This is a genomic window from Limnovirga soli (assembly GCF_013106755.1).
Taxonomy (GTDB): domain Bacteria; phylum Bacteroidota; class Bacteroidia; order Chitinophagales; family Chitinophagaceae; genus Limnovirga; species Limnovirga soli.
This window is the reverse complement of sequence record NZ_WHPF01000002.1, coordinates 406829-431910: the sequence shown is the minus strand read 5'-3', so window position 1 is coordinate 431910 and position 25082 is coordinate 406829. Positions and strand designations below refer to the sequence as shown.

Sequence of the window (25082 nt, the reverse complement as noted above, 5' to 3'; positions counted from 1 at the left end):
ATATTAAAAAATGGTTTAGTAGCTGGTGCCTAGTGCTTCATCGCTGCCCCATTGCATTGCCTGGCCACCACCGGTGGTACCTGGTATTTCCGTTGCTGGTTCTACAGGTAATGGCAATCCTTCAGGATTAATTTTACCTGCTTGTATTTTTTCAAGGGTTTCAATAGCGCGTTCAAACTCACTTGTAACAACTTCAGTTAACTTTCTTGGATTGTGCGCCAGGTATAAATAGTAGGTGCAAAGTGTTAAGCAGATGCGCAAAATATATTTATGACGCTCATCGCCTTCTTTATTGAAAATATTTGCAGTATCATACCGGCCATTTAAGTATGCCTTTACCTCATCTGTACTACGATCTGCGATATTGGTTATAATGGTATCATCGCCTTTGGTAAGCGCATCAAGAATATCAACATATATATTCGATGAAAAATCCTGTTTGGTTATATAAGACATAAAAAATTATTTATTTGTTAAACCAAATTCAAGAACGTACATGTCCTGAATATCATAAGAAAGCGGCTCTACGTTATGATTAGCATCAATAACACTTACAATTGTATTGCTAAGGCTAATACTAGTGCAACCTTTATTTTTAAAATAGGCAATTGTTTTTGGAAATAACTGGTCAATCTCAATTAGCGTTTCTGGATTTTTTTTTATTGTCTGCATCATAAAGGTGATTATTTATTACCAGCGGTTTGGATTTTCATCATACCCCAGCATTGGTTTAAATTTTTGTTTAAATGTTTTTTTATTCATTTTCTCATTGGCTCCTTCGTCTGCATCCGGCGCATCATCATTTATGGGGCTACCTTTTTCAAAGCCCATATATTGCAAATAACCTGTTTGCATGTCAGGGCTTTTGCGCTTAGCTTCATTCCAAATAACATGGCCGCGCTCATACATGGGTGTCATAGCTTCAATACGTGCAAATTTTTCCGGCTTCTGGCGTTTATCCCCGCGAATTGGTAAATAGTAACCTCTAAGTTCTGCCTCCTCTTCGAAGTCCTGAAAAAATTGATCTTGTAAAAAAACATCTTCCATCCACCAATCAATATTTGCTCTAAGCTCTGATGGTATTGATTCGTATAAATCATACATCCATTTAACAGCCTGGGTAATTGTAGTTTGGCGTACATAGGCATCAATTAGATATCGCTTAATGCCTTTTCTACCCCAAAACCTTATAGCCTTATAATCATTGCTGGTACTGCTTTTATAGGAAGGGTCAAAATAAACTACCATGCAATCCATTTCTTTTAATGCTGGCACTTTATCCCACTGGATCCACTCTGCTTTAAAACGTTTACCCTTTATAACATATTTATGGAAATATTCCCGTAGGGCCATAATACTTCCAATCAAATTAAATCTGCGGTGTAGCGCTTCTTTGGTAAATTTCTGATGCCAGGTAGGATTACCTTCTAACGTTCCATCAGTTGTAGCATAAACCAGTGAATGATGTAATCCTTTTCTTTTTGGATCACCTTCCTCCACATCGCCTACTATATGGGCTAATACCTGCTTTGGATGAAACCGGTTGCCCACCATTATAAACCGGCTTTGTCTAATATCTAATGCGCCATAAAATGCACCAAGCAACCACTCAACCACTTTAATAACCCTGCTTTGGTTATTTACAATTTCGTCATCATCTATATCGTCTGATATACCCATGTTAGGGCGCTTGCCTTTATAACGAATACCTCTGGGGCTTTGTCCGCGTCCCAGGGCAATAAAGAATACATTTTGGTTTGTTACAAAATTTCCCAGTTCCCAGCTTCCTTCGTTATACATTTCTCCAAAATCTTCAATCAGGCGTTGGTTATACTGCAACTCAGCTTGTATGTCGCTCAATAATCTTATAGCTGCATCCTGGCTTTTGCTGGTAAGAATTAAGCCATCCAGTTCGCCATTTATATAAAGCCATAATGGCAAAATGATAGTGCAGTGCACACTTTTCGCATGCTCACGGGGCCATTCTGCCACGCCAAAAAAGTTCTTATCCCTTTTTACTTTATATGCAAAATCATTATGGAAGTCTGCATTTAAAATTGGCTTACCGGTTTCTTTGTCAAAGCAATAGTGCGGGAAATATTCACTGGTAAAATATTGATAATCTTTTTTGGCCAGCGCTTTTCTTTTTTCACTGGCAATACGATTCAACGCAGTATTTACTGCTGTCATTTCCTGAACATATTTGCAATGTTCCTGCCAACGTTGTATAGCATCTTTTAACTCACTCATCCCGCAGTCATTCTTAAGGTGATATAATCGTTCTGGAGTTTGTTAATTATTTTAATTGTGTCCAGGGTTAAATTCTTATCATCATTCATCCGTTGAAGTAAGTACCGGTTGAAATTCTGAAACGTTTCGGCGTTGTAAATAACATTGTTCTTTTTGTCCAATTTTTCTATTGAATTGGTCATTTTGATCAACTGATCAGCTAGCGCACCAAAATTGCTATCAGCTCCATCAGCTACAGCCTGATCCAGCATTACATTAATGTTGGTTAGCAGCTTATTCACAAGCTCATCGCGGCTAATGGTTTTTGCCGAACGCTTTTTCTCCCACATGCCTTCTTGCTTCCAACTGCTAATTGTTTTAGGCGTTACACCAACTGATTCAGCTATTACGTTCTGGTCTTCAAAGTCCATAAACATAATTTCAGCAATCAGCTTTTTGGCTTCCATCTCTTTCTTGTTTAACCGCCCCTTTTTATCATTGGTTATTTTAGCCATTACCGCTTGTATTTACTATATGCAAACTTACCCAGCTATATAGGCCATTACGAATTACAGTTTTATGGTAACGATTTTAAACCCTATGGTAACGGTTATAATTACTATGATAAAATGCTTATTTGCAGCAGCTTTTTTGCCAGTCTAAGTTTGTGTTTCAATAGTGGCAACACAACAAAAAATAAGATGAAAAAAAAGTTTTGGATTGTTAACCAGGTAAACAGTTTTACAGCAGAAATACTGTTGTACGGCTTTATTGGTGAATACGAGGCCATTGATGATGCGGCCTTTATTACCGACCTGCGAACACTTGAAAATACTTTTTCAACTATTAACATACGCGTTAACTGTGGAGGCGGTGACGTGTACAAAGGCCTTACCATATTTAATGCTATACGCAATAGCAAAGCCTCAATTAATGGGTTTGTTGATGGTATTGCTGCCAGTATGGGCGCTGTTATTATTGCGGCTTGTACAAATGTACAAATGAGTAAATATGCCAGATATATGACTCATCGTGTTACTGGCTATAATGGAGGCAATGCGGATGACATGCGCAACTTTGCTGATCAGCTTGATCAACTGGAAAATATTATTGCTGAAATTATTGCTAAGCGTACCGGATTAACCGCGGCTGACGCCAAAACTAAATACATAACCAACCAGGACAGGTGGATTGGTGCAGACCAGGCGTTACAGGAAAAGATTATTGACGGCATTTATGATGCAGAACCTATTGCATTGCCAGCCACTGAGAATAATGCACAGCAGCTATTCAATGCCTATCATAAAATTTTCAACATTTCTTCTTTACAAAAAACAGAAAACATGAAATCTATAGCTCTTTTATTGGGCCTTGCTGAAAATGCCACAGAGCAGGAAGTATCAGCGGCCATATCAGCTTTGATTACAGCCAAATCAAAAGCAGAAAATGCAATTGAGGCTGCTAATAAGCAAAAGGTGAAAGCCCTGGTTGATGGTGCTATCCAATGCAAACAACTTACAGAAAGCGACCGCCCTTCATTTGAAGCAATGGCATTGGTAAATTATGATAATACAGCCGCTGTAATTGCAAAAATTCCAGTGTCAAGGAAGCCTACTGAAATTATTAATGGTAAAAATCCGGATGTACCTGGGGCTGATGATACAGCTGAAGTTGATAGCTGGGATAAAATGATGGCTAAAGGTGAAAATTTTGTAAAAGAGTTTAAGAAAACAAATGCCGCCCAATATGCGCAGTTTTATAAAACCAATTACGGCAGGGATTTGCCAGTTGTAGAATAGTATTATTTAGCTAAAATTCAAATCTACCAGGATGGCCAACGAACAGGATATTGATTTGCAAAAATTAAGTCAGCGCGAATTGCTAATCCTGGTGTATACAAAAGTTGAAGCATTAGAAAATACAAGCAAGGAGCAAACAAATAAGCAAAATAGTACCGATATAGAACTTGCAATTTTAAAAACAAAGCTTCAGGTTTGGTCGGGTATTATAGGCTTTTGCACGGGCATAATAAGCAGCGTATTGGTTTACGTAATTACCAAAGTAATGGACAAATAAAACCATGGAATTATTACTTGATAGAGATGTAAGAACTACCGACAGTACAACCGGAAAGTTATACATCAATGGTAAGTTTGAATGTTTCATTCTTGAAGATCAGGACAGGGAGCTATCTCAATCAAATTCAATTGAGCAGATAGTAAAATCCAAGGTTGCTGGGAAAACAGCAATACCCGCTGGCCGATATAAGGTAATTATCAATCAAAGCGCAAGATTTAAAACACTCTTACCATTATTGCTCAATGTTCCTGGGTTTTCTGGAATTAGAATTCATCCTGGTAATACACCTGCGGATACAGAAGGTTGTTTGTTGCCAGGCATAAGCAGGCAGTCAAATAAAGTAATAGGAAGCCGAATTGCATTTAGCAAACTATTTTCAAAAATGCAAAACGCCAATTTACAAAACGAGGAAATATTTATCACCATACAATCATAATCATGTTACAAATATTACAAGATCATTGGGCACAAATACTAGCGGCAGGTATTACAATAGCTGAAGTTATTGTAAGGGCTACCCCTACAAAAAAAGATAATTCCATTTTAAATGTTATTAAATCTTTTGTAGATGCCATCCTACCAAATAAACAAACTGGCGGCGGCACTCATCCTTAGTAGTGCCATCGCCCCGCCCCAAAAAATGTTACATCAACCCCAGCAGCAAAAATTAAAAAGTTTTAAAAAGTAAAACAATTCAAAAATGAAATCTTTAAAAGCCGTATTAAGCGTAGTATTTGCATTGCTGTTTGCAATGTTTTTCGGCAACCTGTTTGCTGATTATGTAGGTGTTAGTCCATTGTTGCCAACTCTAGCAATCGTTGCATTTTCGTTCGCTGCTGGTGCAACCAGATATAATGATGGCGCATTAAGAGATGGCGTATACACAGAAATTTGGTTGGGTGAATTAGTTAAACGTTTCAGGTTTAAACGCGAATGGCTTAGCCTTATACCCAGGTATGATAATGCCGTAAAGAATAAAGTAATTCACCTGGTTGACGTAGGCGCAGATCCTGAAGTATATATTGATCTTGTAATTGATGCAGAAAATCCGGTACCTACTACTACAAGAACAGATAGCGATATCCCAATTAGCCTTAACCGTTACGATAGTGCTAATACTATGATCAGCTTAACTGAGTTAAGGGCTATCAGTTACGATAAAATGGGCTTAACATTAGATCTGCACATGAATAGCATTGCAGATAAAGCTGCCCGCCGCGCAGCTTGGAATTTGGCAGCAACTACTGCTGGCAATATCATCCCTACTACCGGTGCATCTGATGGTAGAACTGTTGCGAAAAAACGTTTAACACCAGATGATTTGGTAAACCTCGGCGAAATTGTTTCAACCTCCTTTCAGGAAGGTGGACCTGATTGGCCAGAAGGTGAAGGTGTTGCTGTATTAGATCACCGCCATATTGCAGATATGCAAAAACTGGATGAGAAATTTGACCGTCAGTGGAAAAATGCCCAAACAGGTGAACTATTCCCTTATTGCGGATGGAAGATTATGAAATTTAATAATAACGCTAAATACACATTTGGAGCTGGTGTATATACCCGCAAAGCGTTCGATGCTGCTGCCGATGCTGCTAACGATCTGCACTCATCCTTATTCTTCTTGCCTCAGCGTGCTTTTGCTGCTGCTGATAATACACCAGAAATGTTTTATCGTATGGCATCACAAGACCCTGAATTGAGATCTAACACTGTTGGCTTCCGTCATTGGAACATTATTGCCAAGAAAAAAGTAGATGGCTTCTATAGCCTGGTATCTCCTAAAATAGCATAATACTGCTGGGGTGATAAATGGGGTGGCGGCTGGCCGGTGTGAAGCTGGCTGTCATCTCTTTTTGCCCGGCAATTCAATCCCTATTAAACCAAGTTGTGTCACTCACTTGTACTGTATAAGTTAACTCAAAAAAAAGCACATGAAAAAGCTTGTAAAATCAGATCTCATTGATAATGCAAATCGTCTAATGAAAGCCCATAAAGCACAAGAGATATTTGCAACCCAGGATGGCAACTTTTTTTTAAAAGAACACCAGGCAATTACTCACAACAACACGCTAACTACTGTTGATGATGTGTATGAGGTAATCCCATTTAAATCCGATGAGGCTGAGGCTAATGCAGCAACTGATTCAGACATAAAGCCTGCTACCGATAAAAAACCCGCTGCCGATAAAAAACCCGCTGCCGATAAAAAGCCGGCAACCGTTAAAAAAGAAAAGCCGGCACCTGTAAAAAAGCAGCAACCAGCTGCCCCGTCTGCTGCGACAGATGCAGAAAAGGTATAAGAGCTAAACGGTAAAGCGCAATAAACAAATATTACAAACTGTAAACGTTAGTATAAAATGGGCTCATTAAGCTTCAATAAACAGAACAATCGCCTTAAAAGAAAATTGACAGGCGAAGACCATTATGTGGCACTAGTATTTTATAGCAACAACTTGCCAGGCAATGCTTTGCCATCCGGTGGTTTCTACGAAAATGAGCGCATAAAGCTAATAGCCAATCCAGATGCAGCTATTGCAGCGGGTATTACACCCGATAGCGGTCTGGTAATTTTCAGGATGATGTATTACCATATTGCAGAGGTATTTCGTGTCAACCCAAATGCAATATTGTATGTAGCTGTTTATCCGGAGCCTGTTGGGGAGCTTACATTTGAAGAGCTTAGCCTGGTACGCACTTTTGCCAATGGCAAAATTCGCAAGATGGGTGTATGGACTAAAAAGGCATATGTTGAAGGCCACCTGGCATTATTGCAAGCCCAATACGATGCAGCATTTAGTGTAATTGCACCATTCGAAATTTTCTACGGCCCTAATTTTTACAATACTGCTGAGGAGGATTTGCCCGATTTATCAGCGGCTACGGCACCCAATGTACACATATTGGTAGCCCAGGATGGCGGCGCATTAGGAGCGGCTTTATTTGCTGATGCGGAAATTTATTCAATTGGTATAATCGGTATGACGCTAGGTGCACTATCTCTTGCAAAAGTGCATGAAAACATTGGCTGGGTAGAAAAGTTTAATATGGCCGTTGATGGTGGCGAAATGGATGTGCCTGCCTTAAGCAATGGTGTATTAATAAATACCCTGGCTGATAATATTATTAAAAATGCCGGTACCCTGGATAGCAGACGGTTGATGTTTATTAAAAAATACCCTGCCGTAACAGGTAGTTATTATAACGATACACATGGGGCCTGTGTTGCCACCAGCGACTTTGCTTATGCTGAAGACAATATCACCATAGATAAAGCCATACGTGGCATTTATGCCCGTGTAGTTCCCTTTACTAACGGCCCTGTTTTACTTGACAAAACAACAGGGCAACTACCTCCGGAGTACATCAATGTATTACAATTAGAAGCTTCAAAAAGCCTGGAGGAGATGGAAAAGGCCGGTGAGCTAAGTGGCTATGAAGTAACTATTGATCCTAACCAGGATGTAAATAGCACCAGCCAAATTGTAATAAATGTAAGCAATTCAAAAATTGGTGTTAGCCGTAACCTTATTATCAATATTGGTTATTAGTAGCCCCGTTTTAAGTTTTGGTTGATAAAAAGTAATTGATCATTTATTAAAAAAAATAGAGATGCCTGCAAACGAAATTCCCCTGATTAATGGTAAAGCCTATGCCTGGGCTAATGTAAGCTTTATGCTTGCTAATGCGCCTGTAATTGGTATTACTGCCATAGATTATGATGATATGGAAGGCAAGAAAAACGGCTATGGTAGCGGCAAATGGCCTATTGACAGGGCAGAGGGTAATTATGAAGCAAAGGCCAGTATTACCCTTAAGGCCAATGAGCTAGAGGCGTTAACAGATAAAGCGCCAAATGGCAGATTACAAAATTTTGGTGTGTTTGAAATAATTGTAAGTTTTCTGGTAGGCACTACGCGCCGTACCCACAAGATCCGCAATTGTGAATTTACCGGCAATAAGCGAACAATGAAACAAGGCGACACTGAAATTGCCAGCGATATGGAGTTAATTATATCGCACATTGATTGGGTATAAACACTGATTAAGTAACGCTTAAATAATAATTGAATGACCACCCCAGCAGCAACAACAGAAGAGGAATATTTAATTGAATATGAAAAGCAGCAGCAGAAAGATAAGCAGCTGTTAGATGAAGTGGTGCAACGCCATAAGGTTACTAAGGCCTATCAAATTAAAGTTCCCATTGGAGAGTCTACTACAGAGTTTGCTTATGGATATATACGATACCCTAACAGGATTGATATTTCTATAGCCATGACATTGAAAGATACAGATCCATTAAAAGGTAAAGAAATTGTTTTAAGAAATAGTTGGCTGGAAGGCGATATGCGCATATTGGATGATGATGAACTTTTCTTGCGTGCCACAACCGTACTTGACGATATTCTTGCTGTACGAAGGGCTATTCTAAAAAAAAATTGGACGAATGGGGGGTAAATGAATTATCCACCGAAGATCTAATAAGAAAGCGAAATACATTAATGCGAATAGCCCTGCATATCAGTAATCCGGAAGAACTTGATGATGATACCTGGGCGCAACGATGGACTGAGCTGGTATGGGCAAGCAGGGCAGGATTTCTACCATTTAAATTGGATTAAGCAATGAACCAATCTGTATCATTTACAGCATATTTACGCGATGAATACAGCAAGAATTTTGATAAGCTTGCTGGGAAGAGCGATGCTGCAATTAAACAGATTGACAGAGACCTGGCAAAACTTGCCAATACCGGTAAAACCGCAGCAAGAAGTATTGAGGAGATAGATAAACGTATACAACTTTTATCCAGGGTAAAGAAATTAACCATAGATACAAGTGCAATACGCCATGCCAATGATGAAATAAAATCCCTTGGAAAAGAAAAGGCAAAATTGGAAGGAGCTGACACAGGAAGTGGCGGCTTTTTGGGTTTAAAGCAGGGTACCGGATTTGCAATAGCGGCGGGAATTACAGCCATAGGTTTTGCAATTGATAAGGTAGGCCCAAAGGCATTGGAGGCAACAGCGAAATATCAGAAATATCAAGCTGTATTAGCAAATTCATTTGGCAGTACCATTAAAGCTCAGTCTGCCATGAGTGATATAGTAGGCTTTGCATCAAAAACGCCATATCAGGTAGATGAACTTACCCAGGCTTATGTTAGACTAAGAAATAGGGGCATGAGCCCAACCTTAGACACATTAACACAAATTGGAGATTTAGCAGCAAGCCAAGGGAAAGACTTTTTACAGGTAACTGAGGCTTTGCTGGATGCCCCGCAGAAACAATTTATCCGTTTACAAGAAGCTTTAGGTGTAGATGTACAAACGCTTAAGGGTGGAAAATTAAAGTTTACTGGATTAGGCCAGACTAAAATAATTAAGGATGATCCTGTAGAAATTCAAAAAACCGTGCTTGAGTTTGGAAAGCTGAATGGGATTATGGGGAGCATGGCAGCTATAAGCAAAACCACCGGAGGCCAGGTAAGTAATCTTGAAGATAATTATGATCTTTTATATAAAGCTATTGGCGATAGGTTTAAACCAGAAATTGACAGTAGCATAGGATCCCTAAACAGTTTTATTGGCAGTATAAGAGAATTTGTAGAAATACCTGTTGAAGTAAAGCTACAACAACAAATTGATGGATTGCATGCACTTGAAATAGAGTTAACCAGTTCAAATACTTCTCAACAACGGCGGAAAGATATACTTGATGAAATTCAGCGCGATTACCCATCTGTATTAGATGGTATTGATAAAGAGGCTGTGAACTACGATAAGCTGGCAGGTAATATAAACAAGGTAGTTGATGCATTGCAGAGTAAGCAAATTGCAGAAAGTATAACTAAGGATAATGCAGATCTGCTATCAAACTTTACCATGTTTGACCAGCGCAGAAAGGAGATGAAAGCTGAAATGTCGGCAATAATTGGCCAGGTGAGCGACCCAAGATTATTACAGCCAGAAAGAACCTTTGAAAACAAAGCAAATTTAGCCCAACGCATACTTGAAGACAGGTTTAAAGCTGGTACTAACAGAGCTGGAGATGATAAGTTATTGAGCCGGTTAAAACAAAGTAAAGTATTAAGCCAAAATGCTGAAGATTTTGTAAAGTTCAATGCTGAGAAAGTTGCCGGTGTACAAAAGCAGATTGCCGATGGGCAGAAAATATATAGTGATTTACTTGGCGGCAATACCAATGATGCAGGTAATAAGATAAACGAGTTAAAAGCAAAATTGGCCCAGGCTAAAACCAAAGATGAAAAGGTGGCTATTCAGCAGCAAATTGATGCTTTGGGTGGTGGTAGTAAAGTTACAGGTGGCACGAATACAGGCAGCACTGGTTCTGGTGTAAAAAGTGATCCATCCATAAGTGGTAGCAGCCGGATTACCAATTTGCAAATAAATATTCAAAGCCTTTTAAGTGGGGGTGTAAACATATACAGTGCTTCAGTAAAAGAGGGTGCTTCTAAAATGAAAGATCATGTAATTGAAGCCCTGGTAACAAGTGTTAATGATGCAAATTTAGCCGTAGCCAATTGAGTAATACAGGAACCATATTAGAAGCAGTAAACGCTGGCATTGAAAATGTGCCAAAGCTTATAACCGGCGATGTTACCCCACAAAGCCTTTTAAACCGTTATCAGTTTACCCTACAGGCCTTTGGCATGGATAAGGTTAGGGCTAAAATTTACAATGCAGGTAAAGCATTGCAGCCTACAGAAAATAAGAACACTTACCAGCCTAATGAAATTGCGGATACTGAATTTGCCATGACAACTAATGCAAGCGGCAAAGCCTTGATTAGTGCGCTTGGTACGCCTGTGTTTTGTGATATGATTTTAATGAGCCAGGATGGTACACAGCAGCTGCAATTATTATGGGTATTGGCAGATGTAGCCATGACCAGAAATATTGTAAAAACAACCATTAATGGCCGCAATGGCACAGTAAAAGAATATATAAGCAATGGAGATTATATAGTTACGCTTCGTGGGGCTTTTAGCAGCACGTTTACCAGAACTTATCCAAAAGCACAAGTTGAGCAATTAGTGAAGCTGTGTGAGTTGCCAGAGCCATTGAAAGTAGTTAGTGAGTATTTGCTACTGTTTAATATTCATAACCTGGTAGTTGAAGATTATAGTATGGGGCAAATTGAGGGAACGCCCAATTTGCAAAGATTTGAAATTAAATGCAGTAGTGATGAGCCATTAATATTACGCAAAAAACAGAATGTTTAAAGTAGATACATATATACAGATTGGAGATTATGAGTTTGAATACTGTGTTGATGTAGATATTGTTAACACTATAGATTCTTTGACAGATACATGTAGCATAACAATACCAAGAAAATTAAATTGGAATGGTGCTAACATAGCGCTAGGTGATGACCCCATTATAAAACGAAAGGACAAAGTGGTAGTGATGGCTGGCTATGATGGTAACCTTACCACTGAATTTATAGGCTATATAAAAGATATTAAGCCTGGGGTTCCAGTAAAAATTGAATGTGAGGATAGTATGTTATTGCTGAAAACAGATGTTGTAACGAAAAGCTACAGATCTGCAACACTTAAACAGGTGCTTACTGATATTTTACCAACTGACATGAAGTTTGTAGGTGCTGATATTGTGTTAGGGCCCTACAGATTTACAAATGTGAGTGCTGCGAAAGTTCTGGAAGATTTAAGGCAGCGTTTCGGCATTTACAGCTATTTCAGATTGATTACAGATAACGGTATTACCTCATCTGTATTATACAGTGGCTTGGCATATTGGACTGACCATGTTAGCCAGGCAGTTTTTGAATTTGGGTATGACATTATTAATCCGGAAGATCTGGTTTATAAAAGGGAGGAAGATATTTTATTAAAAGTGAAAGCTGTTGGTATTATGCCGGATAATACCAGGATTGAAGTTGAAGTAGGCGATAGTAATGGCGAAGAAAGAAGTGTGAATTATTATAATGTAGATAAGGCAACGCTGAAACTACGAGCAGAACAGGATTTAGCCAGGTTTAAATATACAGGGTACCGAGGAAGCATTACCACACTTGGGGAACCTAGTATACAGAAAGGAGACCGGGTGCAGCTGATAGGTAATAAATACTACCCTGATGGTAATTACCTGGTAAAGAAGATTACCAAACAAATTGGCGTAACAAGAGGCATTAAACAAATAATAGAACCCGAAAGCATTGTTAACACTAAAAGAGATAATACAAACACTGGCGCATAATGGCGATGAGGTTTATGGCGCTATTTGCACTGTTAAAAGTATTACCGGAATGCAATGTGATTGTAGCCCAATTAATGGGGCAGCGGATATTTTGGATGTACGTTTAGTAGCCGATGAAAGTGAAGAAAAGTTTGTTCTTGTGCCAGCTGTTGGCAGTATTGTTATAGTTGAATTTTTAACAAGGGAGGCGGCTTATATAAGCATGGTAAGCAAAGTAAGCGAAGTACTTTATAAAATAGGTGATGTTTTTTACAGTGCTACCAGTGAAGGTTTTCTGCTTGCTAAAGGAGATGATACGTTAAAGAAAATACTTACTAAGATTATAGAATCGCAAAAGCAAATAACTGTATTGTATGGCAATAATCCTGATTATGTTAAGCTTACTGAGGCGCAAACTGAAGTAAATAATTTATTACGATAATGGCACTAGATAAAGACATACTTGGAACTGATTTATACAATGAATTATCAGTGTTTAACAATAAGAATATTGATGAGCTGGGGGATATAGAGGATAAACGCTTGCTTTTCTGTAAAAAAATTGCTGAAGTGTTTATTGAACATTTGAAAGCTAATGTGGAAATAAATATACCTGGCACCGGCCTTATTGCACCTGGTGGAGCTGTAACCGGAAATAGTACAACTGGAACAATTAATTAATTATGGCAGTAGCTACCGATTTTTTACTTGATGAAGCTGGCGATTTGCTGATAGAAAACGGAGACTTTGTTTTTGGTGAAAGTGATATGCAGCATATTCAATTAATACTTGCGTTAGAGCCTGGAGAATTGAAAGAAAGCCCATTAACCGGCGTAGGTATTAAAAAGCAAATAAACGGCAGCTTTGACGGCGCTGTGCGCAGAGAAATAAAACTTCAATTAGAGGCTGATGGGTATAGTACCACCAATCTTGTAATAACACCTGAAAATATAACCATTGATGCCACACGCAATAGTTAAAGACAGACAGAACTTATTAGATGTGGCCCTGATTGGCCATGGTGATGCAGGTAGTGTATTTGCGATGGCAATGCTAAATGGAATAAGTATTACCGATGATATACCATCCGGAACATTTGTTGAGCTTTCTGATATATCAAATGCAAGTATTGTAAATGGATTAATTGCCAGAGGCGCTAGGCCCGCTACAGCCATACAATTTAATGAGTTTGCCTTATTGGGTAATGCTGCGGTATATAGTGTGCGACCAAATTTTACAGATGCAGATAAAGTATTTGTTGCAGATAAGCAGAATTTACTAGATGTACAGGTTTTAACTACCGGCGATTTATCTGGACTATTTACAATGGCATTGCTTAATGGGATTGGTATAACAGACGATATAAGCAGTGGACAGAAATTAACCAAAGCAGTAGCATTTGATGCAGATGTTGTTAATGTTTTAAATGAAAGAAAGGCAAGACCGGCCACAGCTATTGAGCCTGGCATTGAAGTATTGGAGGGGATTGACTATTGGGCGATTGATGTTGATTTTGTAGTTCAATAGCCGAATGGCGTACAGAACGTACAAGAGTGCGACGCAAGCGGCTTTGCACAAAGATTTTAAGTTGGTTTAATAACGCATTTTAATTATAAAAAATGGCAAGAACGGTAGATGAAATAAAGCAATTAATTACAGATACCTACGTGGCTAATATGGCTACGATTGGGTATGAAATTAACCCCACTACCTGGAGTAAGGTGAATTTGCAACGAAATTTTATTTATGTGGTTGCTTTTTGCATGTTTGCCCTTGAAACTCTTTTTGATATTTTAGTTAGTGATACAGACACCAAACTACAAGAGAAAAATATATTGAATAAATATGGCTACAGGGATTTGCTGTTAAATTTTCAATATGGATTCCCCACAAAATTTGAAAGCTCGGAGTTTGATAATACCGGATATACTGATGCTGAAATTGCAGATAGTAAAGTAATTAAGCATGCGGCAGTAATTAAACAGATTAATGCCTATGGCCGTGTATTATTAAAATTTAAAGTTGCCGGTAGTACTGATGGAACTGACCGAGTAGAGTTAGATCCGGAAATAATTGCAGCGCTTACAGCATACCTGGATATGGCTGCTTACGCTGGTGATCACTGGGAGGTTACCACAGGCCCAGCTGATAAAATTAAAACAAAGTTCAAAATTAAGTACGACCCACTACTTATAACTCCCACAGGGGATAGGATTGGTGGTGAGGCTCTTGTAATACGTAATGCAGCAAAAAGCTTTTTGGTAGATGGGATGAAGTTTGCCAACACTTATGTACCTACTTATCATACTGATTGGATGCAAGCTGTTAAAGGTGTTACTGATGCTCAAATGATTAGTTGCAGTGCTACTTATGGATTGCTGGATTATACAGTGGTAAATGATAAATATGTACCTGATGCCGGTTACCTGAAGTATTACGATGATACAGACCTTGAAATTGAATTAGTACCTAACGACATTGAATAATGAGCAACGAAAATATTTATATAATTAATTGGGATAAGCTTGCTACGTGGCTGGTACCGGTAGACTTGCGGCAAAACAAGTTGCTGGCATTTGTAAAAGCCCTGGTTAGCCCTGTAAAGGATTTATATAACCGCTTTATTGATTATAAAAATGAAGTTGATTATACCATAAGCATTACACCGCAAGTAGTGCATTTGCAACGTGGCCTAAATGATAGGTTTGATATTGCCGACCGCAGAATAAGAATTTTACCGGCCACTGAGTACAATGCTATTTTGCTAGCCCTTGCAGAGGAAAATAAACCTAAGCTTCTTGGTACAAAAGCTGAAGCCGTACAAATGAAATTGCCTTTAAAAAGTGAAACACTTGCATATGCTTACGATTTTGTAATTGAAGTACCCACCGCCATTGTATTTAATATAGATGAGATGAAGGCCTTTGTTAATAAGTACAAGATGGAAAGCAAAAATTATAATATAAAAATTGTTTAACTACCATGAATAAGCAACTCGACTTTTCTAATCTTGGCTTACTTTTTACCTATCAGGATACACTTGCATTTATGCAGGATGCCTATACGAAGCCAATGGATGCAATTGCCAATTTTATTGGTCAAAAAATTATTATTGGTGGTTTGGCTGATTTGGGTGGTGGAAATGTAAGTGATGGCTTTGCTGTGTTGGATGGTGTTATTTACCCAGTTATTGGTGGTGCTGTTGCTGATTACCTTTTTATTGAAAACACCGTTAGCAACGAACAATATGACGATGGGATTGAAAAGCCTTTTTACTCAAACAAGGTTTTAAAGTTTACTGCCGTTGCCCTGGATAATTATGCTTATGCAGAATTTAAAAGGCTACCCTACAATAGCCAGGATATAAATACCGCATTAAATACCATAAAAACCCTGTTTAAAAATATTGCCGTAGAAAGTGCCGTAATACTTAGCGGATGCGAAGTTAGCGGTGTTGGTGGTGGCAGTTGCACAATTGCAGCAGGTATAGTTTTAATGGATGGTGAATATATTGCCACTGGTGCCTATACAGGCGCTTACCCCGTTTACCTTAAACCAGATGCCAGCTTTGTAACCGTTTTGCCCGGCAGCGGTAACTATATAAAATTTGATCCTCATACTAGCCAGCGATATGCAGATGTGTTGCGCCGCACTATTAACAATAGCGGAAGTGTTATTTGGCATAAAGTATTATCAGACCGCTTTGATATTGGTACCGGACTTGGGAAATGGGAGTGGTTGGGTTGGAAGATTTGTGACGATATGCGCAGCCGTGTTGCCATTGGTTATGACAGACGTACTGTTGACCCTGGAGATGGCATTTGGGATATTAATTATAATACCGTAGGGAATGTTGGTACACAGCAAAAATTAAAAACAATTCTGCAAACAAACCTACCTCATATAAAAATTGATGTGCCAATACCTACTAATAAAACCAGTGAAACGGATACCGGCAGCGGTAAGATAGTTTGCGGTAATGATGCCAATGAGCCAGTTGCGGGCCCAACATTGCAAACAGATTATTTGGGCGATGGTACCGGCTTAGATATTAGAAACCCTTACAGGGTATTACTGGCGCTTGAAAGAATATAATTAGTGGGCAGCTGGCCAGGCATTAAGCCAGGTTGTGTCACTCACTTGTACACCATAACATGGATTAACAATGCCAATACAATCAGATAATACTTTAAAAGCATGGTTTGAAAGGTTAGACCGTCCAACTCAGGCGCAATTCTGGGATTTAATTGATAGCAAATGGAATAAGAACGATTTAATTCCCATTGCCAAAATTGATGGCCTTACAGATATACTTAATCAATTAGGTGCTGTAGCCCCAAGCTTTAATAGTGCTGTTGATGTTGAAAAATTAATTCCCGCAGATAGTGTGTTGGCGATGGTATTGATAGTGCCACAAGCCGGTACCGATGTAACAATTAATATAGGTACAACAAATGGTGGTGCAGAAATTAGTGAAGTAGAAATATTGGTAAGCTATGCAGATCCGCAACCTATTGTACTTAACCGCTATTTTAAAATTGAAACTACTATTTACATAACAGGCATAACCAGTTTGTGCAAATTTAAATTGATATACAAATGAGAAAATTAATAATTGCCATTGCAGCGATCTTATTATTTACCCAGGCGAAAACCCAAACCATTACCAATTGGATGGTGGCCAGAGATAGTTTACGAGTTGGTAGTACCTGGTATAAAACTTTGGTGAGCGATAGTTACATAAGTAACGATACATTGTATATAGTAAAAGCAGGCGTTAAATATTTTTATGTTATACCCACTGGCAGTAGCGACTGTCCAATTAGCTTTGACGATATAGACGGAACGCCTGCAAACAATGCCGCTTTGAGTGCAGCGTTGCTAACAAAGCAAGATTTAATTGCACCCGCTAATAATTACATTGATACACAATTTTATTATTTCAATGGGTACAAAAGTTACAAGTTATTGGCTCCGGATGTAAGGATTGCTATGGATGCAACTTACGATCCAGTAAGTAAATTCATGACTTATGGAAGTAAGTCAAATCAAATATTAAATCTTAAAAATATTGGCAATCTTGACACGATCAACATTTTTGGAGGCGTATACAGGTATAATGTTTCAACTACAGGAACCAAGCCTGGAATAAGTACAGGCGGTACTGTTTACATGTATACCCAATCAGATTTAAATTATCATGATGGAACAAACAGGGTAAGCCAATTTGCGATAGACAATAATGGGCAAATGTGGGCTAGAACTTATAATGCCGGATGGGGCAGTTGGATTAGCCCTGCTTACTCAACAGACCTTGCGAGTTACCTACCCCTAACAGGCGGCACCATAAATGGCTATGTTTCCATGGTGCATAAGAGTGCTACGCCATCTACGCCATCTGCGGGCACCAGTACTTACTATGTTGATAACCTCGGCTATTTTAGATTTTATACGGCAACCGGCAATTACTGGAGAATTGATACTACCGGTATGGGTACCTCCAATTTAACGTTTAAAATCGCAAATGCAACCGTTCAGGGAAATACATTCAATGGCGCAAATCAGTTAGTTCAACTAAATAGTAGCGGTTATTTTCAAGCACTTGATGCACGAAACCTAATAAATATATCACCTACTACTGGATTAGCAGTTGGTGCGGGTACGCCATTGCAACAACTTAGAATTAATGGCGCAGGTACAGCATGGGAATTATTTACACCTACCAGCGGTGCTTCTACTAGCGGCACATCTATTTTAAAGGGGAACGGTTCAGGTGGTTTTAGTAACGCAACGCCAGGTACAGATTATTTAACGGATAACAGCTCCAATACCCTAACTAATAAAACTATTGGGGTTACACAATTGAATGGCAACGCCAATTCAATTGCTGTTAACAATACTTCATCTACAGCTAATTACACAGAGGTTTCATTTTATGGTGTAGATAATCAAACATATACCCAAACGCCTACATGGGATGGAACAACTCCTTCTGGAACTATTGCAAATACCTATAGTTGGGATAGGCTTAGGAATAAAGTAACGCTTCAACTAAATCTTACTTATACAACTGCTGGTGTTACAAATACCAATGTAGTATGCCCCTTGCCATCTGATATGCCTGCACCAAAAGAGCCATCTCAATTAACAGCGGTCAGCTCAATATTATGTTATGGCACAGGAGGCCTTAGCACTACAAATACGAACGCGGTAGCTAATAACTGCAAGGTTTATATAAGAAAAAATGCAGCAGGAACAGGATATGAATTAGTGGCTGCTGCATCAGCTTCTCTAAATGCAAGGGTAGCCCATATTGATATATTCTATTTCACTAACTAAAAAAATACAAGATGAAAATCAGGAATTTATATTTAGCAATTACAGTAGCAACTATAGGCGTAGCTATATTGTCTTCAAAGGATTACAAAATTAGTAGCTATAGTTTGCCGCCTGTATCTGCCCCAAATTTAACAGGCGATACATTCGGAGCCTGGGGCTACCTCAATGTAGATGTTACCAATGGCATTGCGCTATATAACAATTACGATATCAAAGGCATTCATTTCACTATAACATCAAATCAATTAAGGCCAACATTGGCCGGTGCATTTAATTGGCCAATACTTGATAGCGTAGTGTCAAGAGCTGCAACTTTAGGTTACTTTGTTGGTATTCAAGTTCAATATGGCCCCGATGTTACTGCTGAATTATTAGACGGAACGCACATTGATACTTTTTATACAAATAGAGGATTTGGCCCCGAGGGCCCTTACCCTGATTATTTTAGCTCCATCTATAAGAACTATTATTATCAAACCCAGGATTCGGTTATTAACCATATTGCAGCATATACCTCAACTATAAAAAATAAGGTTCTTTATTTTCAATCTTCAGAAGGAAGCACGGGTGATACAGGCCCGTATAAGGGAGTTCCTTATAATACTGCTGATACCATAGGTGATGCCAGATGGACTTTTGAATGGAAATATCCTGCATGGGATAGTTTGGTATCCTTTATTTCAACATCATCTTACCCATCAATTAGATTGATGATCAACACTGGTAACGATGGAAGCGATTTGAGTTATGTTAGAGATAGATTCCCGCTTGTTTGGATTAAGGAAGGCACTTTATCGCACGATATCGGATTCGATTGCGAGTATACTTATTATACAAGAAATAGCCCTACCAGTCGTGGTGAGGTTCAGGGATACATGCTAAATTCTGCTGTAAATAAGAATAAGGAAGGATTTGCCCTGATGTGCAGCGCCCTTACTGGTGGACTATCAATGATAAATTTGCCTCAAGGCTGGATGAATAATGTGCACTCCTCAACACAGTCAGCAGCAGATCCCCGCCTGATAAACTTTTTCAACAAATACACAAACGACTCTAGTAAGTATGGTTTTATTATGCCTGCTGATAGGCCCGCATTTGATGATAAAACACGATTTCCGGAAACTGTTTTTGGGACAATTGCGGCGCCTGGTGACTCTACAAAGGCATTAAATACACGACTATATACATTGCAGGATAGTAGTTATAATGCTGAATATAGAGATTATCGAAGTGTGAAAGTAACCGCTAAATATGTGAGTTGGGATAGAGTATTAGGCATAAGAACTCAATTCCCGTTATTAGGATTCGTAAAAAGCAATGCGAATGCACCAGCTGGTGATGATGCAAATAGTTATTATGATGACTTTACTGTTGATGGATATCCTTGTTATCAAAAGAACATGAATTTGGTAGACCCATACAGCAACATTGAAGGAGGTGCCAGAATTGGCCCCGATAGTTCGATGCTTGGCCGATGGGCTGCGAGGGGAACACTGCTTGTAAATTTGTCTAATAATTTAAATAGTGGCAGCACAAATAATGTAGAGTTCAAGATTAGCTATTTTGACGATGGAACCGGCAGTATTACGGTAAAGATACCTGGGAGATGCCTTGAAACAACTATTCAAACAATTACCTTAACAAATACAGATCAATGGAAGACCGCAACATTTACCCGCAGTGGGTTTGTGTTTAGGGAAAATTCGTGGGATGTAAAAATAGGTAGTGGCTCTAATTGGGTAGGCTTAATAGAATTCAATAATCTATCTAAGTAACTTTTTACAGATTTATTTGGGTTAAACAAGAATATAACAACTTTTTTAATATTCAATAACTGAGAAAAATGAGCAAAAAAACTCAGTTATGAAAATACAATTAAAGACACCCATTACTTACTACGGAGGCAAACAACGCATGTTGCCTTATCTTTTAGAAAAAAAGCCAGAGAGTTATACCCTGTATAATGAGCCATTTTGCGGAGGCGCTGCATTCTTTTTTGCTTTGCCTCCGGCCAGTGTTGAAGTTTTGAACGACACCAATAAGGAGCTGATTAATTTTTACAGGGTAATTCAAACTCGTTTTACTGAGGTTGAAAAGATGATCTCAGTTACATTGCATAGCAGGGCCTTGCACCGCGATGCCAGTGTGGTGTATAATAATCCTCATTTATTTGACGAAGTAAAACGAGCCTGGGCATTATGGGTACTAAGTGCTCAAAGCTTTAGCGCCATGCTGGATGGCAGCTGGGGTTATGATAAGCAGGAAAATAGAACCAGCAAACTATTACAGACCAGGAAAGACCGATTCACCTTTGAATTAGCTGAAAGGTTACAAAATGTACAGTTAGAATGTAGCGATGCGATTTACATTATAGAAAGCAGAGATACCCCTACTAGCTTCCATTACGTTGACCCGCCATACATTGGCAGCGATTGCGGCCATTACGATGGGTACACTGATGATGACTTTGAAAGGTTGCTCCAATCCCTAAGCAGGGTTAAGGGTAAGTTTCTATTAAGTAGCTATCCTGGTAAGCTTTTAAATAAGTATGCAGCAAAACATGGCTGGCACATGTGGAGTGTTGAGCAGAAAGTAAGCGTAAACGCCAAGTCGGGCTATTTAAAGCGCAAGGTTGAAGTATTGACGGCCAACTACCCAATATAAAAAAATAAGCCCCGCAAGGGGCTTTATTAGTTAAAAGAGGCCGGAGCTGCAAAATGCGACGCCAATCAACAAAATGCTCAGTCACCTGTTGCTCCGGCTTTATTTTGAGAAAAATGAGCCGAAACGTGGACAGTGATTGAGCTTTATTATTTGTTGATTGGCAAGGCAAATGTAGTGTTTAATTGGCAGTAAAAAGGCTCTTAAACGGGTTTTATGCAACTGATTAAATATGTACTTTTCGTTTTTATTTTATATACTTTTGGTTTTTGCGCCCTTAATCAGCAAATACCAATGATCAATATACAACATGCCACCGAAGCAGATTTGCCGCAAATACTCAGCATTTACAATGATGCTATTTTGCATACAACGGCGGTGTACGATTACGAACCACATACGATAGAAATGCGTACCGAATGGTTTAAAGAAAAACGAAAACATGCATTTGCGGTATTTGTGGCAGAAGAAAACGGGGTAATCCTGGGCTTTAGTACTCTTGGGCATTTCAGAACATGGGAAGGGTATAAGTTTACGGTTGAAAATGCGGTGTATGTAAAAGCAGATAGTCGTGGCAAAGGCATTGGCAAACTATTATTAAAACCCCTAATCGATAATGCAAAAGCATTGCGTTATCATACCATTATGGCAGGTATTGATGCCACCAACGAAGCCAGTATAGCGTTACACAAACAGTTTGGTTTTGAACAGGTAGCGTATATGAAAGAAGTAGGGTATAAATTTAACCGATGGCTTGATTTGGTGTTTATGCAGTTGATGGTATAATTGCTGCTAAAAGTATCCAACCGTACAAGTGTGCGACGCAAGTAAAGCTTGAATATTAACAAAAAGATGGGCTCATAATTTAATAGAACATGACAACAACAGCAACATTTCAGCAACCCGATGTGCAGGGCTATTACGGTAATTTTGGCGGTGCCTATATACCGGAAATGCTCTATCGCAATGTAGAAGACCTGCGTACAAAATACCTGGACATAATGCACGAAACCAGTTTCCAAAAAGAGTTTCGCGACTTGTTAAAAGATTATGTGGGCAGGCCAACACCCTTGTTTTTAGCGCAGCGTTTAAGTAATCTGCACCATACCAACATTTACTTAAAGCGGGAAGATCTTTGCCATACCGGCGCACATAAAATTAATAATGCCATTGGCCAGGTGTTACTGGCACAACGCCTTGGCAAAAAACGAATTATTGCCGAAACGGGTGCTGGTCAGCATGGAGTAGCCACAGCCACGGTTTGTGCCCTGAAAGGTATTGAGTGCATTGTTTATATGGGTGTAAAAGATATTGAGCGTCAAGCCCCCAATGTAGCCCGCATGAAAATGCTGGGCGCCAAAGTAGTACCTGCTACCAGTGGCAGCCAAACCCTGAAAGATGCTACCAATGAAGCTATAAGAGATTGGATTAATAACCCTATAGATACCCATTACATTATAGGTAGTGTAGTAGGCCCGCACCCTTATCCTGATATGGTTGCGCGGTTTCAAAGCGTAATAAGTGAAGAAATACGCTGGCAGTTAAAAGAGCATACCGGCAGCGAATTACCTACACATGTAATGGCCTGTGTGGGTGGTGGCAGCAATGCCGCCGGTGCATTCTATCATTTTTTAGATGAATTATCGGTACAACTGTTGGCAGTAGAAGCTGCCGGCCATGGGGTAAACAGCGGTATGAGTGCTGCTACTACGCAATTGGGTAAATCAGGCGTATTACATGGCAGTAAAAGTTTGGTAATGCAAACTGATGATGGCCAGGTGGTAGAACCGCATAGCATTTCTGCTGGGTTAGACTATCCGGGTATTGGACCATTGCATGCACATTTATTTGAAAGTGGCCGTGGTACTTTTTTAAGTGCTACCGATGATGATGCACTTACTGCAGCTTTTGAACTGTCTAAACTGGAAGGTATTATTCCGGCACTGGAAACTGCACATGCACTTTCTGCCTTGCACCAAATAAAATGGACTGAAAAAGATGTGGTGGTATTGTGTTTAAGTGGCAGGGGCGATAAAGACCTGGCCACCTATATGAAAGCCATGTAGCGTATTGGCTTTGCAAAAAGCATAATTGAAATAATGATTACCACTAACAGTTAAGGTGGAATATTAAAATGGAAAAACAAATTCAATGAGTCGTTTACAAACACTATTTGCACAAAAAAATAAGGGTATATTAAACGTGTATTGTACTGCAGGATATCCGCAATTGGATAGCACTATTCCTGTGATGCATGCCTTGCAGCAATCTGGTGCTGATTTAATAGAACTTGGCATGCCATACAGCGATCCTTTAGCTGATGGGCCTGTAATTCAAGCCAGCAGTCTGCAAGCCATTGATAATGGAATGACACTGGTAGTATTATTTCAGCAATTACAGCATTTCAGGGACACCATTACTGTTCCGGTTATTTTAATGGGTTATATGAATACAGCCCTGCAATATGGCTTTGAACGTTTTTGTGCCGATGCCGCCGCAGCGGGTATTGATGGCCTTATATTGCCCGATTTGCCACCCTACGAGTTTGAAACAGAATTTGGTGCTATCATAAAAAAATACGGATTAGATTTTATATTTCTGGTTACACCCGAAACGGCACCAGAAAGAATTCAGCAATTAGATGCATTAAGTACCGGCTTTATTTATGCAGTATCTTCTTCGTCTATTACAGGTAGCGATAAAGATTTTTCGCCTGTAGAAGCCTATTTACAACGGTTACAGGAGATGCAGTTGCGTAATCCAATTTTGGTTGGATTTGGTATTAAAGACAAATACACTTTTGATATGGCCTGTAACTATGCAAATGGTGCTATTATTGGAAGTGCCTATATAAAAGCCATCGCCCAAACAGATACTATTGAAGCCACTACAAAAGCATTTATTGATGGAATCAGGTCTTAACAGCACACCAATCACAACTAACCAGCGACTGGTAATTGTAAAATACAATGCCGGCAATATTCAAAGTGTATTGTATGCATTGGAGCGTATTGGCGTAGAAGCTTTGGTAACCGACGATCATGCACAAATAAAAGCTGCTGATAAAGTCATTTTTCCCGGTGTAGGTGAGGCCAGCAGCGCCATGCGTTATCTAAACGAACGCGGACTAAGCGATGTGCTAAAACAGCTTACACAACCCGTATTGGGTATTTGTTTGGGTATGCAGTTGATGTGCAGGCATTCCGAAGAAAATGATACCACTTGTCTGGGTATTTTCGACGAGCCGGTAAAACAGTTCAAACCCTTAGATGCCACTATTAAAGTGCCACAAATTGGCTGGAACAATATTTATCAGCTTAAAACAAATTTGTTTGCGCACTTAAAAGAAGAAAGCTATTGCTATTTTGTGCATGGGTATTATGCTGCAACCGGTGGGCACACCATTGCCACTACCGATTATGTACATCCTTACAGTGCCGCATTGCACAAAAATAATTTTTATGGGGTGCAGTTTCATCCCGAGAAAAGTGCTACAGTGGGGGAGCAGATACTCAAAAATTTTATATCACTTATTTAATAACAATTGAT

Annotated in this window: 32 protein-coding genes; 28 read left to right on the top strand and 4 right to left on the bottom strand. The window is 39.2% G+C overall.

What is annotated here, in order from left to right; translation table 11 throughout:
- Positions 1–15: 15 nt before the first annotated feature.
- The 4 genes from GD597_RS03675 to GD597_RS03660 are packed head-to-tail and all read right to left on the bottom strand — an operon-like array spanning position 16 to position 2744.
- Positions 16–456 (bottom strand): phage protein Gp36 family protein, encoded by a 441-nt coding sequence (locus tag GD597_RS03675; protein WP_171606456.1) that lies wholly within the window; start codon positions 454–456, stop codon positions 16–18.
- A gap of 6 nt (positions 457–462) precedes the next feature.
- A complete protein-coding gene (locus GD597_RS03670) occupies positions 463–675 on the bottom strand; it encodes a hypothetical protein (RefSeq protein WP_171606455.1) in 213 nt (70 codons plus the stop codon).
- 15 nt (positions 676–690) lie between these two features.
- On the bottom strand, positions 691–2250 hold the full coding sequence (locus GD597_RS03665; RefSeq protein WP_171606454.1) for a hypothetical protein: 1560 nt from the start codon (positions 2248–2250) through the stop codon (positions 691–693).
- On the bottom strand, positions 2247–2744 hold the full coding sequence (locus GD597_RS03660; RefSeq protein ID WP_171606453.1) for a terminase: 498 nt from the start codon (positions 2742–2744) through the stop codon (positions 2247–2249). Before GD597_RS03660 ends, GD597_RS03665 begins: the two co-directional genes overlap by 4 nt.
- A gap of 186 nt (positions 2745–2930) precedes the next feature.
- Between GD597_RS03660 and GD597_RS03655 the strand changes: the two genes are divergently transcribed.
- The 28 genes from GD597_RS03655 to hisH all read left to right on the top strand — a co-directional run bounded on the left by GD597_RS03655 (position 2931) and on the right by hisH (position 25071).
- On the top strand, positions 2931–4028 hold the full coding sequence (locus GD597_RS03655; RefSeq protein WP_171606452.1) for a head maturation protease, ClpP-related: 1098 nt from the start codon (positions 2931–2933) through the stop codon (positions 4026–4028).
- A gap of 31 nt (positions 4029–4059) precedes the next feature.
- On the top strand, positions 4060–4305 hold the full coding sequence (locus GD597_RS03650; protein WP_171606451.1) for a hypothetical protein: 246 nt from the start codon (positions 4060–4062) through the stop codon (positions 4303–4305).
- Positions 4306–4309: 4 nt separating this feature from the next.
- Positions 4310–4744 (top strand): DUF5675 family protein, encoded by a 435-nt coding sequence (locus GD597_RS03645; protein ID WP_171606450.1) that lies wholly within the window; start codon positions 4310–4312, stop codon positions 4742–4744.
- A gap of 2 nt (positions 4745–4746) precedes the next feature.
- On the top strand, positions 4747–4923 hold the full coding sequence (locus GD597_RS03640) for a hypothetical protein (protein WP_171606449.1): 177 nt from the start codon (positions 4747–4749) through the stop codon (positions 4921–4923).
- A gap of 85 nt (positions 4924–5008) precedes the next feature.
- Positions 5009–6100 (top strand): hypothetical protein, encoded by a 1092-nt coding sequence (locus GD597_RS03635; RefSeq protein WP_171606448.1) that lies wholly within the window; start codon positions 5009–5011, stop codon positions 6098–6100.
- Positions 6101–6239: 139 nt separating this feature from the next.
- Positions 6240–6608, top strand: a complete 369-nt coding sequence (locus GD597_RS03630) for a hypothetical protein (protein ID WP_171606110.1) — start codon at positions 6240–6242, stop codon at positions 6606–6608.
- A gap of 57 nt (positions 6609–6665) precedes the next feature.
- Positions 6666–7856 carry a DUF2586 family protein gene (locus tag GD597_RS03625; protein WP_171606447.1) on the top strand — a complete coding sequence of 397 codons (1191 nt, stop codon included), beginning with the start codon at positions 6666–6668 and terminating at the stop codon, positions 7854–7856.
- 61 nt (positions 7857–7917) lie between these two features.
- Positions 7918–8343: a hypothetical protein gene (locus tag GD597_RS03620; RefSeq protein WP_171606446.1), complete on the top strand. Its 426-nt coding sequence runs from the start codon at positions 7918–7920 to the stop codon at positions 8341–8343.
- Between the two features lie 33 nt (positions 8344–8376).
- Positions 8377–8766: a hypothetical protein gene (locus tag GD597_RS03615; RefSeq protein WP_171606445.1), complete on the top strand. Its 390-nt coding sequence runs from the start codon at positions 8377–8379 to the stop codon at positions 8764–8766.
- Positions 8748–8930, top strand: a complete 183-nt coding sequence (locus GD597_RS03610; RefSeq protein WP_171606444.1) for a hypothetical protein — start codon at positions 8748–8750, stop codon at positions 8928–8930. The genes GD597_RS03615 and GD597_RS03610 overlap by 19 nt, the downstream gene beginning before the upstream one ends.
- A 3-nt stretch (positions 8931–8933) precedes the next feature.
- The gene (locus GD597_RS03605) at positions 8934–10856 is read left to right on the top strand and encodes a hypothetical protein (RefSeq protein ID WP_171606443.1); all 1923 of its coding nucleotides are present in this window, start codon (positions 8934–8936) and stop codon (positions 10854–10856) included.
- Positions 10853–11554 (top strand): DUF6046 domain-containing protein, encoded by a 702-nt coding sequence (locus GD597_RS03600; protein WP_171606442.1) that lies wholly within the window; start codon positions 10853–10855, stop codon positions 11552–11554. The genes GD597_RS03605 and GD597_RS03600 overlap by 4 nt, the downstream gene beginning before the upstream one ends.
- The gene (locus GD597_RS03595; protein WP_171606441.1) at positions 11547–12554 is read left to right on the top strand and encodes a hypothetical protein; all 1008 of its coding nucleotides are present in this window, start codon (positions 11547–11549) and stop codon (positions 12552–12554) included. The genes GD597_RS03600 and GD597_RS03595 overlap by 8 nt, the downstream gene beginning before the upstream one ends.
- Entirely contained in the window at positions 12514–12975 is a 462-nt protein-coding gene (locus GD597_RS03590; RefSeq protein WP_171606440.1) for a hypothetical protein, read from the top strand. Before GD597_RS03595 ends, GD597_RS03590 begins: the two co-directional genes overlap by 41 nt.
- Entirely contained in the window at positions 12975–13214 is a 240-nt protein-coding gene (locus GD597_RS03585) for a hypothetical protein (protein WP_171606439.1), read from the top strand. The genes GD597_RS03590 and GD597_RS03585 overlap by 1 nt, the downstream gene beginning before the upstream one ends.
- 2 nt (positions 13215–13216) lie before the next feature.
- On the top strand, positions 13217–13513 hold the full coding sequence (locus GD597_RS03580) for a hypothetical protein (RefSeq protein WP_171606438.1): 297 nt from the start codon (positions 13217–13219) through the stop codon (positions 13511–13513).
- Positions 13494–14060, top strand: coding sequence for a hypothetical protein (locus GD597_RS03575; RefSeq protein ID WP_171606437.1), 567 nt, complete (start codon positions 13494–13496; stop codon positions 14058–14060). The genes GD597_RS03580 and GD597_RS03575 overlap by 20 nt, the downstream gene beginning before the upstream one ends.
- A 92-nt stretch (positions 14061–14152) precedes the next feature.
- Complete coding sequence (locus GD597_RS03570) at positions 14153–15019, top strand: hypothetical protein (protein ID WP_171606436.1); 867 nt, start codon at positions 14153–14155, stop codon at positions 15017–15019.
- Entirely contained in the window at positions 15019–15510 is a 492-nt protein-coding gene (locus GD597_RS03565; protein WP_171606435.1) for a ribosomal mL41 family protein, read from the top strand. Before GD597_RS03570 ends, GD597_RS03565 begins: the two co-directional genes overlap by 1 nt.
- 5 nt (positions 15511–15515) lie before the next feature.
- On the top strand, positions 15516–16628 hold the full coding sequence (locus tag GD597_RS03560; protein ID WP_171606434.1) for a hypothetical protein: 1113 nt from the start codon (positions 15516–15518) through the stop codon (positions 16626–16628).
- 70 nt (positions 16629–16698) lie between these two features.
- A complete protein-coding gene (locus GD597_RS03555; protein ID WP_171606433.1) occupies positions 16699–17136 on the top strand; it encodes a hypothetical protein in 438 nt (145 codons plus the stop codon).
- Positions 17133–18872 (top strand): hypothetical protein, encoded by a 1740-nt coding sequence (locus tag GD597_RS03550; RefSeq protein WP_171606432.1) that lies wholly within the window; start codon positions 17133–17135, stop codon positions 18870–18872. Before GD597_RS03555 ends, GD597_RS03550 begins: the two co-directional genes overlap by 4 nt.
- 11 nt (positions 18873–18883) lie before the next feature.
- Positions 18884–20647, top strand: a complete 1764-nt coding sequence (locus tag GD597_RS03545) for a hypothetical protein (RefSeq protein WP_171606431.1) — start codon at positions 18884–18886, stop codon at positions 20645–20647.
- A gap of 88 nt (positions 20648–20735) precedes the next feature.
- Positions 20736–21536: a DNA adenine methylase gene (locus GD597_RS03540; protein WP_171606430.1), complete on the top strand. Its 801-nt coding sequence runs from the start codon at positions 20736–20738 to the stop codon at positions 21534–21536.
- Positions 21537–21749: 213 nt separating this feature from the next.
- On the top strand, positions 21750–22319 hold the full coding sequence (locus GD597_RS03535) for a GNAT family N-acetyltransferase (RefSeq protein ID WP_235954172.1): 570 nt from the start codon (positions 21750–21752) through the stop codon (positions 22317–22319).
- A gap of 89 nt (positions 22320–22408) precedes the next feature.
- Positions 22409–23599 (top strand): tryptophan synthase subunit beta, encoded by a 1191-nt coding sequence (gene trpB / locus GD597_RS03530; RefSeq protein WP_171606429.1) that lies wholly within the window; start codon positions 22409–22411, stop codon positions 23597–23599.
- Between the two features lie 85 nt (positions 23600–23684).
- Positions 23685–24455 (top strand): tryptophan synthase subunit alpha, encoded by a 771-nt coding sequence (gene trpA, locus GD597_RS03525; protein ID WP_171606428.1) that lies wholly within the window; start codon positions 23685–23687, stop codon positions 24453–24455.
- Positions 24439–25071 carry an imidazole glycerol phosphate synthase subunit HisH gene (gene hisH / locus GD597_RS03520; RefSeq protein ID WP_171606427.1) on the top strand — a complete coding sequence of 211 codons (633 nt, stop codon included), beginning with the start codon at positions 24439–24441 and terminating at the stop codon, positions 25069–25071. Before trpA ends, hisH begins: the two co-directional genes overlap by 17 nt.
- Positions 25072–25082 lie beyond the last annotated feature (11 nt).

Bases quoted from the DNA above. Each gene is read 5' to 3' on its own strand.
- GD597_RS03535 (WP_235954172.1), top strand. From the start codon at position 21,750: ATGCAACTGATTAAATATGTACTTTTCGTTTTTATTTTATATACTTTT.
- GD597_RS03660 (WP_171606453.1), bottom strand. From the start codon at position 2,744: ATGGCTAAAATAACCAATGATAAAAAGGGGCGGTTAAACAAGAAAGAG.
- trpA (WP_171606428.1), top strand. From the start codon at position 23,685: ATGAGTCGTTTACAAACACTATTTGCACAAAAAAATAAGGGTATATTA.
- GD597_RS03555 (WP_171606433.1), top strand. From the start codon at position 16,699: ATGCCAATACAATCAGATAATACTTTAAAAGCATGGTTTGAAAGGTTA.
- GD597_RS03650 (WP_171606451.1), top strand. From the start codon at position 4,060: ATGGCCAACGAACAGGATATTGATTTGCAAAAATTAAGTCAGCGCGAA.
- GD597_RS03570 (WP_171606436.1), top strand. From the start codon at position 14,153: ATGGCAAGAACGGTAGATGAAATAAAGCAATTAATTACAGATACCTAC.
- GD597_RS03575 (WP_171606437.1), top strand. From the start codon at position 13,494: ATGCCACACGCAATAGTTAAAGACAGACAGAACTTATTAGATGTGGCC.
- GD597_RS03560 (WP_171606434.1), top strand. From the start codon at position 15,516: ATGAATAAGCAACTCGACTTTTCTAATCTTGGCTTACTTTTTACCTAT.
- GD597_RS03595 (WP_171606441.1), top strand. From the start codon at position 11,547: ATGTTTAAAGTAGATACATATATACAGATTGGAGATTATGAGTTTGAA.
- GD597_RS03665 (WP_171606454.1), bottom strand. From the start codon at position 2,250: ATGAGTGAGTTAAAAGATGCTATACAACGTTGGCAGGAACATTGCAAA.
- GD597_RS03635 (WP_171606448.1), top strand. From the start codon at position 5,009: ATGAAATCTTTAAAAGCCGTATTAAGCGTAGTATTTGCATTGCTGTTT.
- GD597_RS03630 (WP_171606110.1), top strand. From the start codon at position 6,240: ATGAAAAAGCTTGTAAAATCAGATCTCATTGATAATGCAAATCGTCTA.
- GD597_RS03625 (WP_171606447.1), top strand. From the start codon at position 6,666: ATGGGCTCATTAAGCTTCAATAAACAGAACAATCGCCTTAAAAGAAAA.
- GD597_RS03615 (WP_171606445.1), top strand. From the start codon at position 8,377: ATGACCACCCCAGCAGCAACAACAGAAGAGGAATATTTAATTGAATAT.
- GD597_RS03585 (WP_171606439.1), top strand. From the start codon at position 12,975: ATGGCACTAGATAAAGACATACTTGGAACTGATTTATACAATGAATTA.
- hisH (WP_171606427.1), top strand. From the start codon at position 24,439: ATGGAATCAGGTCTTAACAGCACACCAATCACAACTAACCAGCGACTG.
- GD597_RS03620 (WP_171606446.1), top strand. From the start codon at position 7,918: ATGCCTGCAAACGAAATTCCCCTGATTAATGGTAAAGCCTATGCCTGG.
- GD597_RS03545 (WP_171606431.1), top strand. From the start codon at position 18,884: ATGAAAATCAGGAATTTATATTTAGCAATTACAGTAGCAACTATAGGC.
- GD597_RS03655 (WP_171606452.1), top strand. From the start codon at position 2,931: ATGAAAAAAAAGTTTTGGATTGTTAACCAGGTAAACAGTTTTACAGCA.
- GD597_RS03565 (WP_171606435.1), top strand. From the start codon at position 15,019: ATGAGCAACGAAAATATTTATATAATTAATTGGGATAAGCTTGCTACG.
- GD597_RS03670 (WP_171606455.1), bottom strand. From the start codon at position 675: ATGATGCAGACAATAAAAAAAAATCCAGAAACGCTAATTGAGATTGAC.
- GD597_RS03605 (WP_171606443.1), top strand. From the start codon at position 8,934: ATGAACCAATCTGTATCATTTACAGCATATTTACGCGATGAATACAGC.
- GD597_RS03640 (WP_171606449.1), top strand. From the start codon at position 4,747: ATGTTACAAATATTACAAGATCATTGGGCACAAATACTAGCGGCAGGT.
- GD597_RS03675 (WP_171606456.1), bottom strand. From the start codon at position 456: ATGTCTTATATAACCAAACAGGATTTTTCATCGAATATATATGTTGAT.
- trpB (WP_171606429.1), top strand. From the start codon at position 22,409: ATGACAACAACAGCAACATTTCAGCAACCCGATGTGCAGGGCTATTAC.
- GD597_RS03550 (WP_171606432.1), top strand. From the start codon at position 17,133: ATGAGAAAATTAATAATTGCCATTGCAGCGATCTTATTATTTACCCAG.
- GD597_RS03645 (WP_171606450.1), top strand. From the start codon at position 4,310: ATGGAATTATTACTTGATAGAGATGTAAGAACTACCGACAGTACAACC.
- GD597_RS03540 (WP_171606430.1), top strand. From the start codon at position 20,736: ATGAAAATACAATTAAAGACACCCATTACTTACTACGGAGGCAAACAA.
- GD597_RS03580 (WP_171606438.1), top strand. From the start codon at position 13,217: ATGGCAGTAGCTACCGATTTTTTACTTGATGAAGCTGGCGATTTGCTG.